We start from the raw sequence: 13,138 nt of genomic DNA on the forward strand, positions 1-13,138 counted from the left end.
ACTAATTTTGATACAAAATAACCGCCGAACTACCATCAATCAACATCTTTTTCCCTTTTAAGTTGGATTGATTACTAATTGATGCGATTTTCCAATTCCCCGCAGGCAGATCAATAGTTTGAGTACGCTCGGATCCATTATACCCTACCCATATTTTTTTCCAGCTATCGTCTACCGCTGCTCCATTTATTGTATAAGCAATAATCCCCTCGGGCAAATTATCTTGAAACACCAAATGATTCGCTATTTGATTGGCTGAAGTCATTCTAAAAGCTGGGTGTGATTTTCGAATCTTAATTAAAGACTGAATGTATTGATAGGTTGCTATATTTTTCGACTTTAAATTCCAGTTAATGGCATTGATGCTATCCCCACTGTTAAAAGAATTCTCTACACCATACTTGGTTCTCAAGAACTCTGAACCCGCTGTTAAAAAAGGAGTACCCTGCGATGTTAATACAATAGCATAAGCTAGTTCGTGCATTTTAATTCGATCCGATTCAGAAGCGTCTTTATAAGAAAGAGCAATTTTATCCCATAGAATATTATTATCATGGCAATCTGCATAATTAATTAAACTTACTGGAGTAGAAGTGTATGGGGCTTTTGAATAATTTACTTTAGCATAGTTTATTTGCGGATGTTTACCTGCGGCAACTATTCCAAATTTTACCGACTCATTATTTTCAATTTTCCCCGTTGCAAAACCACGATCATCTATATTAAAAACACTCCCTTTTATCCCATCACGCATATCATCACTAAACACAGCAATACCTTTGAGCTGGCTTGCATTGGCTTTAAGCGCTCTTTTAGCGTCAGGCAGTGGAGATCCTCCGGCAGTCCATCCTTCTCCATATAAAACAATTGAAGGTTTTATTTTACGAAGTGTGTCTGCAATTAGGTTCATGGTTTCAATATCATGTATACCCATTAAATCAAAACGAAATCCATCAATATGATATTCCTTCACCCAATACAAAACGCTTTCTAACATAAACTTCTGGAACATCGCTTTGTCGCTTGCCGTTTCATTACCACAGGCACTAGCATCAGAAAAAGTTCCATCAGCACGTTTTCTATAATAATAGTCAGGAGCTAAAATATTAAAATTCGAATTAGCTGTTAGCGCAGTATGATTGTACACCACATCCATTATTATCCTCAAACCATTGCTGTGCATAGTTTTCACCAGTTCCTTTAATTCTTTAATACGCTGTTTGCCATCTGCAGGATTAGTACTGTATGATCCTTCAGGAATATTATAATTCACTGGATCGTATCCCCAATTGTATTGATTAGGCTTGGTTTCATCCACTGAATTGTAATCGTAGAAAGGCAATAAATGTACATGCGTTACACCCAATTCTTTTAAGTGCGAAAGACCTGTTGTTTTACCTGTACTATTTTTGGTTCCCAATTCAGTGAGTCCTAAATATTTTCCTTTGTTTTTAATGCCACTGTTAGCATGTATACTCGCGTCTCTTATATGTAATTCATATATAACTGCATCGGTTTGTTGATTAGTTGAAGAAAAATTAGGCGATTTATCTTGAGCCCAACCAGTCGGATTGGTTTCCTTTAAGTCAACAACTTGCGCCCTTAAACCATTGATACCGCAAGCTTTTGCATACGGATCAATCACTTCAGTACTCCAATTATTATTAACTAATACTTGAAAAGTATAATATTGGCCTTTTAGATTTTCTAGCATAGTAAGCGCCCAAACACCGTTAGCCGCTTTTTCCATTTGCACGGTGCGATTAGACTCTCCGCCTATATCGGTTTTGTAAAAATTGATTCTAGCAGCAGATGCAGTAGGTGCCCAAATTTTGAAAGTTGATTGTTTTGGCGTGTAGTTTAGGCCTAAATCATTACCCTTGTATATAGGATAATTAGCAGTATTTTCCTGGGCTACTAAATTAGTAGCTATTATTAATAGAAAGAATAGGATTAAATTTTGCATAAACAGCACATATAAATTAAATCAAATTGTCTTAAAATTTTTAAGAATTGCTTCCTCCTTCATTTTCATTTCTAATCGTCCTTGCAATTCATAAACATCATCTTGTTTTTCAACAGTACTAGCAAGTTCCATTAAATTATCTGAAAGAGTGTCATTCTGCCTCTTAAATAGCATTGTATATAAATCAGAAAAAAGTTCTCCTTTATTCATTTCAATATCGTCAATTTTGGCATTAAGCAAAGCAAAAAAAACAGATAAAGAATATTTAAGCTGTTCTTTATCGGAAATCAATTTTATTTGAATATAAAGATCTTTAAAAGTAATACCAAGATTTTGCAGGCCCCTATAGGCAAAATAAACAGTACCGGTACCAGTAGAATTAGTTTCCCAATTTGGATTGAAAAGCATCCTTTTAAAATAATCTCTTCCTTGATTACCACAAAGTGAAAACCCCAAAACTATTCCAGCATTACAATCGGTAGAAGCATAATCATTGCCCAGTTCATATAACTTTTCTAATATATCAGATGGGTTATCTAGCTTAGCAACAAGAGTAGGAATAAACTCAGGAAATAAATTTTTACCATAACAATCCGCTATTGTCGTCTTGATTATATCTTGGTACTCACTACAATCAAAATGAAGTAATCCTAAAACGGCATATTTTGTACTGTAGTAATCAGTTACAGCTGTCTTAAAAATATAGTCTACCAAAATGGGCTTTACAGGAGCATATTTTAAAAAGCCCAATAATTCGAATATTTCAGGAGCTGCACTATCTTCTAGCTTATCAAACTTAATAGTTGCATTAAAAATTTGTTCAGCATGTGTATCATCGCCAAGATATTTAATAATAGGCAACAAATAAGTGTAATGAAAGTCACCTGGGTTAAGCAAAAAATGCTTTAGCGCTGCATCCGCATCGTGCTTACTTCCACATTGTAGAATTGCATAGACGATCGAACTAATAACAGTTAAATCCCGTTCGGAGCTATTTAATTTTAAGACATTAATTAAATCTCTAGTTGACTTGAGCATATTGTCGCTATATCAGCAATATACGCAATAATATTATTTTAGTTACCTCTATATGTAGCATAACCAAACGCTGATAAAGTTATTGGAACATGATAATGTTCGTTATCCACTAGTTCAAAAACAACTTCAATAAAAGGATAAAAGGATTGCTGTTTCAGTTTTTTAAAGTAAGGATTAGTATGAAAAGTCAATTTATAGACACCAGCATTATCTTTACCATCTTGCCTTAAAAAATCTTTCACTCTGCCATTTGCATCAGTATTTCTCTCCTCTATAAGCATCCAATTATCTTTACTAACTCTTTTTGATAGTGTAATTTTAACACCTGAAACGGGTTTGCCTGTAGAAATATCAAGAATATGACTAGACAATTGAAATTTAGATTCTTGTGCAAAACTTAACAAACCAATAGACAAGAAAACAACAACTAATATAAATATTTTTTTCATTCTAACACTTTTTACAAAGGTTTGTCATTTTTGGTTAATAAAATGTTTAAAGTGTTAGCGTATATCACACAGTATTACAACTTCATTCTAAAATCGAATGTTTGAGATGTTTTTAAATCATAAAACTTTCTAACTGCAGAAGGAACAATATAACTATTGGCTTTTACTATTCTTGAAAAAGCCATTTTAAATGCAGGTATCAGAAATTTTAATGCTCCATTACTAGCGTAAATTGACAATGAAATGATATTATTGTTGTCTCTACTAAGGTTATATAATATTTCATCATCTTTAGAAGGCAAGTCTAATAATTCCTTGTCAGACAAATAGGTACTATATTCTTCTTGAAAATCACTCTTACAAATTTCAATTACTTTTTTTCTTAGCAATTCGTTCCATTCTTCATAACTTAGCGTTATCGGATTATTCTTCCTATTGTCAACTTCTGCTTTATTTGTTTCAATCATTTTCTCAAACTCTACAGTAGCATGCTCAACTAATTTAATACAGTTATCCACTGGCCTTAAAAGCGTATTTTTTAATCTCAGGATATATTGCTCTAACCCTTCAATGGTTCGTTGCTTATCAAAATTATTAAAATAGTACTCATCAAACCCATTTAAGGAAAAGCCAATTATTGAACTTTCAATTTGCTTAAACAACACGTTATCAGCAGAATTATTAAAAACTAATCGGCTCTCTACCACATCAAAAGAAATTACGCGTTTTGTTGCATTAACAAAGAAAAAACCATTTACCGCCTTACCTAACTCATAATGAAACACAATATAATCAGATCCATTACTCACAAAATCTAATCGATTCTTTTGGGAATCAGTAGTTTTTATTTTTGCTTTAATAGTTTTCCCACTAGTAAATTGCAACAACTGCTTGTTGTTCTCAAAAAATATATCACCTTTCTTTGTAATGAAATAATAGCCTTTTGAAATATCCTCTTGTAATTTTTTATTGACAATCGCTCCTTGGCCAATTCGAAGTGAATCACCCGATTTTTCAAGAAACCATTTGTTAACTCCAACACTTACCAAGGAATAAGCCTGATGATTTTTATTGGCAACAATTACTTGATCACTAATATTACCATTTTTAAAAAAACTGATTGTGGTATCCCCGTCTTTATTCAACATTACTCCAAGACCATCAACACAATTACCAATGATACAGGTTTTCTGTGCATTTAGATTTAAAAATGTAAATGATAAAGCTATCAATAAGAAGCAGCTATTTTTGCTCATGACGAAGAATTAAAGTAAATAGAAAGTAAATAAGTGAATAATTAGTTTGACCTGTACTCTGTAAGTTGGTTCCTATCGTAAATCACAAGATATTTATTCGATCCTTTACTGCAACCAATTTGAGTGCCACTGCTGGTAGTGTACATATAATATGAACTCCCGCTTTCATCTTTCATTATTTTGCTTTGAACGACTGTATAAGTAGATTCCAATTCCCATTTCATATTCATAACACCCTGATTACCCCAAAACTTTTTAATGCTATTGGGCGTAAATTCAAATCTAACTACTCGCTTAGTATTATTGTACTGACCAGGCGTTTGCCCTTGTGTCCAACTTCGATAGATACCATAAGTTTCATAATAAGTCTCAGAAATATCTAATTGACCAAAGGAATAGTTTACAAGCAAAGAAGTAAAAATAAAGATGAAGCATCCTTTTAAAAATGATTGATTCATTGTGGTATGATTATGATTAGTAATTAAAAAGTTATCCTTTTCGCTCTATATCGCTTCTCTTCCTTTTCATAATATTTCAAATTAGTTTTATTGATAAACCATTCGTCATTTTCTAATCTTATTTTAGAAAATAGGCCATGCAGAATAAGCAGTTCTCCATACATAATTTCTGGGGTCATCAAATTTTTTTTACTTATTAAACCTATGTAAGTAACATGCTCTGAGAGTAACACTGCATTTCTACGCATTTTTTCTTTGGGAGTAGTATAAATTTGCATGATACTTTTATGGAAAATACTGTATTTAGACTTTAATTCATCAAGACGGCTTAGTGCGGGGTCTATATCCCCTTTTTCAGCATTCTGCAACACTGTATTAAGCACTTCGTAGAAATCGGCTCGTTCTTTCCAAGTATCTTGTGCAATTACGAATTGGAGACTTGTAAAACCTAAAAGTAAGAGAATGAGTAATTTTTTCATTGAATATATTTATTCAACAAAATAAGTACTCCTTAGCCTAGGTAACAATACTGCATATGTAGTATTCTTTTGATTAGCGCAGCTAGAAAGTGATACTATCCAAAACTTCTAAAGCCTTTTTTCTAAAATCCTTATCAGATGGATCAACTTTATTGGCAGCCTTATAGTTCTTAATATAACTATTCATTTGTTTATAAAAATGCTGGTGCAAATAATACAATGGCATTCTTTTCCCACTTTCATTAATGAGCGACATTTGTTTTGACTCGCCATTGGTTTCATACTCATTATTATACATTTGCCAGTGTAATGCAAATGGGAGATTTAACTCTAAAGAAATTTTCATAATCTCTTTGGTCTCTTCATACTGCTTTTTAAATGATTCAGGTTTGGCGTTGCTAGCATGATATCCATATTCACCAATATATACACGGCGCGAAAAAGGTAAGCCAGCCTTGGGCTTTAATTGTTTTTCTAAATAATCAAAGACATTTTGCAATTGTTCTTTTTTCTCAGCATAGTTGCGGTTATTCTTGATGGCTTCATAACTGCTATACGAAACCAAGTCAACATTCACATTCGGAAGAATACTCTGTGCAATGCAGGCCTCCCCTTTTAAACCTTTTAAAACCAGATTCAATTCAACGTAGTAATAGAGTTCTACATTTTTAGCGTTAGATTGCTTTTTAGCGTCATCAATCGCACACTGTCTTATCTGAAACCACTTCGTCATATTGTCAATATGTTCTTGAGTGGGCGTGAAATTTCGGTTGTAGTTGGGATGCAACAACCAATCACCTTCCCAATTGCCTATCAAAAAAGTTTTACCAGATTCATTATACTCTTTCAACAAAAAAGAAGCAAAATTGAACATCTCATCATACAAAATCTTTTCTTGATCAGCAGAGATTCCTTTTTTCCATTCTATTCCTGTAAGTGTATGCACCCAAGTAAAAATGTACTTGAAATCCATATCAAAAACTTTTCGATACTCTGGGCTAGCCTTAAACAAGTCTAAGGTATTAGTAAGTTTCTGCGTGATAGACAATTCATAAGATTTAGGCGAATTGGGCCCTAATGAAATTTTTAAAATATTAGAGCCCATTGCCCTTATATGCTTTGCTTGCTCATATAATTTTGAATCAGACGTAAATTGATACTTTCCTCCAATGGCATTTGTTCCCAATACAAAATTATAATTCGCCAAAGGCATTATACTGTCATAACTAATCTGCTGCTGACTATGAACAGCAGAAAATAAAAAGATAGTGATAACAGTTAAAAGAGATTTCATTGTTTATTTTTTAACAGACCATAATTGATTCACATTATATCCAGCTATTTTCAAATGCTCAAATCCCTTTTGGGTTCCCATTTCAAGAAAAACAACTTTCTTTTCTTTCGGTAGCAGCGTGAAATAACCATCACTAAAATAAGCAGGCAAAATAATTTGATTAGTAGCATCTAACATATCTAATTTTAGCCCAATTGCTGGATGTTTAGATTTATTCTCGAGTTCAATCTTATAAGTACCATCACCCAATGGGATTAAATTACTTTTTACATCAACAATAGGGAGTAAATTAAATGCTTTAAAATGCCCAACAGATTCTTTGGCCTTCCAGTATTCATTACTTGCTAACTCTTTACCCTGCTCGTCTCTTATCCAAAGTCGGATTAAATAATTTGCTGGTAAAGAACTACTATCAAAAGAAATATCAAAAATATTTGTTTTGCAATTTGCAAGAAGTGCTACATTAACGGATTTTTGCTGAATCAGTTTGCCATCAGGTGCAAACAAGTTAAAGCCAACATTTGCTTGTTTAATTTTATTTAAAGAAGTGTTGGCAACAATTACTTTATTATTATCCAAATTCAATTGTACATGTAAGGGCTCCGTACCTTTCTTAGATCCAAAATAAGATCCATGTGTTTGAAAATCCCATGAATAAGTTTGCCATATCATACTTGGCCAAGCAGGGTGACTCATCCATAGTAAAACGCCGCTACTATTGTTCCACAAATTACTATTCCAAGCTTCAAATATGGCTCGATGGCTTTCATAGTTAACTAGTTGAATTTTTCTATTGAAATCATCTAAGTCATTTGAAGGACCATATAAACTATCGGTAGTTTTTAAATAACCTTCCAAATTTTGATTATTCACATGCAAGTCATGATAATGCCATACATCATTAATAGGCCATTCATCTTCTTTTGGAATAAATTTTCTTATTGAACTAGCTTCAGGAATTGAGAAAGTACCAATTTCAGTTGAAAATCCTTTCCCATGTTTAAGAAAGTAATCTTTATTATTTACAAAAAAGTGCCATGGTCCACTTGGCCTTAAATTCATTTCTCTTGAATTACCGTGATAATGTCTAGTGCCATCTTCCACAGCAATTTGTGCAGCCAAATCATTCTCAAGACTAATGGGGGCATATCCCTCATTTCTAGGACACCATAATACAATGGATGCATGATTCCTATAGCGTTTAATAACATCTAAACTATTTGCTAATAACAATGACTCATCAAGCGGATTCAAATTAAATCCTTCTGTACTGATCCAGAAATCATTCCACACCATCATACCGTATTCATCCGCCAAATCAAAGAAAGCTGGTTCTGTACTTTGACCAACCCAATTTCTAATTAAATTGAAATTTGCTTTTTGATGTAAACGAAATGCAGGGGCTAAATTCTCCCGACTTACTTTTTTCATTGCATCGTCTAAACCCCAATTACCGCCTTTACAAAATACAGGTATGCCATTAACTTTAATCACAAGAAATGGATTCTCGCTATCCATTAAGGGTTCTAACTTATCTAAGGGTACATCTTCTCTTACAGTTGAAATAAATATCTTATTAGCATGCTCTCTCCTATTCACAAAATCAAACAAAGGTTTACCCGTTTGCAAATCTGTTGGGCTGTATGAAAAACGAAGATTTTTTTGCCGCTTTGTATCAGCCAACATTTCATAAGAATACTCACGAATACCAAAACGAATATTTTTAATTTCTGCAACGCCATTCTCATCAATTACTTTAATGGTAGCGTTATATAAGTTGGGTAAACCATAACCATTCGGCCACCATAATTTTGGTTTTTTTACAACCAGTTGCTGATAGTGTTGAGGGGTGAATACAATAGGTAAAATTTCACCTGGCTGAATAGTAAATTTCTGAGAAACCGACACACCCTCAAAAGAAAAATGAACGGTAGCTTCTTGCGCTCGAGTAGTATTATTTACCAATCGGGTTTTAAGAGACACCATTGCAATACTAGTATCAGGTAAAGGCAGATCGGTAATAATCTGTGGATCATCAGAAGTAATACTTCCAGTGAAATGTAATTGAACATCTTGCCATATACCTATATTACGATCTCTTATACCAGGAATCCAATCCCATCCTTCAGTAGGAAAAAAAGATGGCCCATCCAATGTATGTTGCCCCCCATTTTTACCCATTCCAGATAATGCAGATTGCTCGTCAGGAATCCCAGGATTAGGAGGAGGAAGTATTTGTACCAATAAAACATTGCGACCCGATTTCTTCATCAAGCCACTCACATTAAATGTAGCCCTGGTAAAAGCCCCATTGATGTCTCCTACATATTTCCCATTCAGCCAAACTTTTGATTTATAACTAATGCCATTAAATCGCAGCCAAGCAATTTTTCCATTCTCTGATTGGGGACTTTCAAATGTAGTTCTGTACCACCAATCTCTTCTGCACAAGGAATCGGTAATGGCTAAATTATTCAATCCATAATATGGATCAGGATACTTACCAGATGCAACCAAAGAAGTTAAAACTGTACCTGGCACAATTGCATCGCTCCAACCGTCACTGTTGGTTGCTTCTGAAAAAGTTTTTTCAGATCCAATTAGTAGAGACATATTATCCGTCAGTTCCCATCCCTTATTAATTGCATAGTAACTATTCCCAAGGGGATCTAAACTGCCTACTACACCAGACCGCGGCTTTTCAATAGACTGCTGGAATGCAGCTTTTCCCTTTGGCAATGTGACCACTGATTGTTTTTGAGTCAATCCAAAATTGAGTTGCTTTTGTGCAATCAAATCTGATTGAATCAATATCAAACTTGCAATTGATAACCCGATTTTAATAAAGCCCCTTGCTACCATAATCTCCTCTTTTTTCTGTGATAGGTTTTAAAGGAATATTTAGACCGCCCGTTTCTTCTAACCATTTCCATAATTCTTTTCTCATGCGAGCTATTTCAGGTTGCCACGCAGGATGTCTGTATAAATTTTTCTTTTCTTCAGGATCAGTTTTTAAATCATAAAATTCAGATACATCCCAAATACCTGGGTAAAAAATGAATTTATGTGAGCCTTCTCTAACACCAAATGTGGTAGGAGTTTGTGGATAGGAAAACTCCCAATAATATTCATAGAATGCTTTATTTCTCCAGTCTACTTTTTTATCTCTTAATAAAGGTAAAAATGACTGACCCTGCATGGCAGCAGGTTTAGCCACACCAGCTACTTCCAAAATAGTAGGAGCTATATCAACCCCTTGAATAATTTGATCGAGTGGTTTTCCATTGTGTTCTAATCCTGGCGCATAAACCAATAAAGGAACTTTTTGACTTTCTTCATACATATTGCGCTTGTCTATCAGTCCATGTTCACCCATTAAAAAGCCGTTATCGCCCATGTAAATAATCATGGTATTATCGCCAATTCCTAATTCATCTACCGTCTTGCGAATATTAGCTACACTTTCATCAATAGATAATAATGTTTCACAATAACGATAATAAAAATCATCAAATTGAACCCTACCATCATACATAAAATCAATACCATGCCAACTATCACGTTGCGCACGAACCCACTTAGGAATGTCTTTCACATTGTAGTTGGTATCGTTCATCACCATTGCTGCAGTAGGACTTTTAGCAAGATCTCCATGCAGTTTACTTTTTTCTGTTGCGGTCAGGTTGATTGTAGAAGGATAATCAATTTTATTACCATGGTATTTGTTGCGATGACGTTTTGCAGGCATGAATTCATCATGAACACCCTTATGAGAAACGTACATGAAAAAAGGCTTTTGGTCTTTCGCTTGATCACGCATCCAACCATTAGCATGTTCCGTTAACAAATCAGTAATGTAAGTGCTATCAGTGTATTTAATTTGTTTCCCATTGATATTAATCAAAGGATTGTAGTATACCCCTTGCCCTCTAAAACTTTCCCAATGATTGAATCCTTTTTGCGGATCATCCCCTGCGTGCCCCATATGCCACTTACCAAAAAATGCGGTTTGATAACCCTTCTGTTGCAAATACTCTGGAAAGAAACGTAAATCGCTTGGCAAAGGAGAAAAATTATCTACTACTTTATGAGTGTGTGCATACTGACCAGTTAGTATAGATGCTCTTGAAGGAGAGCAGAGAGCGGTAGTTACGGTAGCGTTTTTAATCCACACCCCTTCTTTTGCCATTCTATCCATTGCTGGTGTAGCTAACCAAGGAACTTTTCCAGTAAATCCCATGAAGTCGAAACGATGATCATCTGTTAAGATAAAAATCACATTCATTGGCTTTTTAGGATCTGCAGCTGCTTTCAATTGAACACTACCGATTAGTAAGAAGATGGCTGCAATGGCCATCTTCTTAGACTTTAAAACACTCCACTTCATTATTTATCAATTAAGATTCAGATTGATTAATTCTAGTATCCAGGATTCTCGACTAAGCTTGGGTTATCGGCAATTCTACCGATACCTAAAGGCAAATAATAATGTCTAGGTTGGAAAACTCTTGTAGCTCCCTCTGCATTCTTCAAAGTGATAATATATTTTTTAGCATCAAAATCATACACATAGTTCAAACCCTGTAAACGCCTTCCATTTAAAGTGGCTTCTGCAATTCTCCACCTACGTATATCCCAGTAACGATGCTCCTCGAATGCTAATTCCACTTGTCTTTCTTGTCTTAGCTGAGCTTCGGTTAAAATTGTTCTTACAGGCATTTTAGCTCTTTGACGAATTTGGTTGATTGCAGTTAATGCATCAGCATTTCTATTCAAATAGAAAGCCGCTTCCGCATAGTTTAATAATACTTCCCCTAATCTAAATACAATAAAGTCTGTTCCCGATTGTAAGCTAACTGCAGGAGTCAACGCTTCATCACATCTTTTTCTTACGTGTAATCCTGTCTTTTGCGTATTTCTATTAGGTGCTTTTGCATAGAAACCATCAGGGAACTGTGGAGAAACAGAATTAGGAATCATAAATGTTTCACTAGTGCTCGTAACTCTTTGTCCACTTGCGTTCCTATAAATAGTGCTTGAATGAAAAAACACTTTTTTGCCCTGCCAAATTTGTTCTGGATAAAACATAGATGCTTTAAAACGGGGGTCTCTCAAACCAAATAATGAATCGATATCCCAAAGGGTATTATTATTTAATCTGCTCCTGTTAATTACTCCCGATCTTCCATCTTGATAATCAAATAAATCAGCAAATTCTAAAAACACGTTGAAATTAGAATTCCAACCAGAAGTAAAGCCTGCAGGTGTGCATAAAGCATCCCATGAATGGCCTTTATTCAATTTAGGATCCCACTTCACTCCAAAAATTATCTCTGGATTATTATTTTCATCGGTAAATAGTTGTGTGAAATTCTTGGTAGGATCGTTTGGCAGTTTATTGTATAAACTAAATGAACTATTGTCCATTATTTTCTTAGATGCATCTAATGAAGCAGTAAAATATTTTTCCGCATCAGCAGCAGGTATTCCAATAATACCATTCAAAGCAACAGTACCAAATTTTGCAATACTTCCAGCATATAACAAAGCACGGCTTTTCAATGCAAACGCAGCAAATCGAGTTGGTCTACTGTAATCATTCGAGGTATAAGAAGTAGGCAATAATGCAGCAATCTCATCCATTTCCTTACCAATAAAATCATATACTTCTGCTTCCTTATTACGAGCAGGATACAATTCTTCTTTAGGGTCGTTCAAGCTCTGTACTTTGGTAATGATAGGTACTCCACCAAAACGCTTCACCATTTGAAAATAAATAAAGCCTCTTAAAAATCTTGCTTCGCTTATTTTTTGATCTTTATACGCTTGCTCAAACTTAGAACTATTCACTCCCCCTATAAATTCATTGAGTTGTCTGATTGCAGTATAAGCCCAATAGTCTAACAAACCAGACCCTGTGTTATCGTAAATTTTAATGGAGGCAATGTAGGGATCTTGCCAATCACCAAATGCACGATATTCTCCACCTGGGCCAGCCAATAATCCCATATTGAAATTTTCCTGATTCCCTAATTCCTGAAATTTGGTTCGATTATAAAGACTCAACAAATTGGCTTCAATTAAATTCTTATCGCTGAATACAGCTGTTTCCGCAATCATATCAAGGGGCTGAATATCTAATACTTTAGAACAACCCATCATGCTCATTAATATAAACCCTAAGAATACTTTTTTCAT

Annotated in this window: 10 protein-coding genes; all 10 read right to left on the minus strand. The window is 34.5% G+C overall.

What is annotated here, in order from left to right:
• Nucleotide 1: 1 nt before the first annotated feature.
• Nucleotides 2–1,966: a type I pullulanase gene (pulA, locus tag ACTIEI_RS10155; protein WP_439506181.1), complete on the minus strand. Its 1,965-nt coding sequence runs from the start codon at nt 1,964–1,966 to the stop codon at nt 2–4.
• A gap of 21 nt (nt 1,967–1,987) precedes the next feature.
• Entirely contained in the window at nt 1,988–2,827 is an 840-nt protein-coding gene (locus ACTIEI_RS10160) for a hypothetical protein (protein ID WP_439506182.1), read from the minus strand.
• 215 nt (nt 2,828–3,042) lie between these two features.
• Nucleotides 3,043–3,453: a hydroxyisourate hydrolase gene (gene uraH, locus ACTIEI_RS10165; RefSeq protein WP_439506183.1), complete on the minus strand. Its 411-nt coding sequence runs from the start codon at nt 3,451–3,453 to the stop codon at nt 3,043–3,045.
• A 74-nt stretch (nt 3,454–3,527) separates the two neighbouring features.
• Nucleotides 3,528–4,709: a hypothetical protein gene (locus ACTIEI_RS10170; RefSeq protein ID WP_439506184.1), complete on the minus strand. Its 1,182-nt coding sequence runs from the start codon at nt 4,707–4,709 to the stop codon at nt 3,528–3,530.
• A gap of 41 nt (nt 4,710–4,750) precedes the next feature.
• Nucleotides 4,751–5,167: a hypothetical protein gene (locus tag ACTIEI_RS10175; protein WP_439506185.1), complete on the minus strand. Its 417-nt coding sequence runs from the start codon at nt 5,165–5,167 to the stop codon at nt 4,751–4,753.
• A 23-nt stretch (nt 5,168–5,190) separates the two neighbouring features.
• Nucleotides 5,191–5,646 carry a hypothetical protein gene (locus tag ACTIEI_RS10180; protein WP_439506186.1) on the minus strand — a complete coding sequence of 152 codons (456 nt, stop codon included), beginning with the start codon at nt 5,644–5,646 and terminating at the stop codon, nt 5,191–5,193.
• A gap of 82 nt (nt 5,647–5,728) precedes the next feature.
• Entirely contained in the window at nt 5,729–6,940 is a 1,212-nt protein-coding gene (locus ACTIEI_RS10185) for a hypothetical protein (protein WP_439506187.1), read from the minus strand.
• 3 nt (nt 6,941–6,943) lie between these two features.
• Nucleotides 6,944–9,757 carry a glycoside hydrolase family 2 protein gene (locus ACTIEI_RS10190; protein ID WP_439506188.1) on the minus strand — a complete coding sequence of 938 codons (2,814 nt, stop codon included), beginning with the start codon at nt 9,755–9,757 and terminating at the stop codon, nt 6,944–6,946.
• Nucleotides 9,758–9,779: 22 nt separating this feature from the next.
• Nucleotides 9,780–11,327: a sulfatase family protein gene (locus tag ACTIEI_RS10195; protein WP_439506189.1), complete on the minus strand. Its 1,548-nt coding sequence runs from the start codon at nt 11,325–11,327 to the stop codon at nt 9,780–9,782.
• 32 nt (nt 11,328–11,359) lie between these two features.
• A complete protein-coding gene (locus ACTIEI_RS10200; RefSeq protein ID WP_439506190.1) occupies nt 11,360–13,138 on the minus strand; it encodes a RagB/SusD family nutrient uptake outer membrane protein in 1,779 nt (592 codons plus the stop codon).

This window comes from Sediminibacterium sp. (assembly GCF_051860225.1).
Classification (GTDB): domain Bacteria; phylum Bacteroidota; class Bacteroidia; order Chitinophagales; family Chitinophagaceae; genus Sediminibacterium.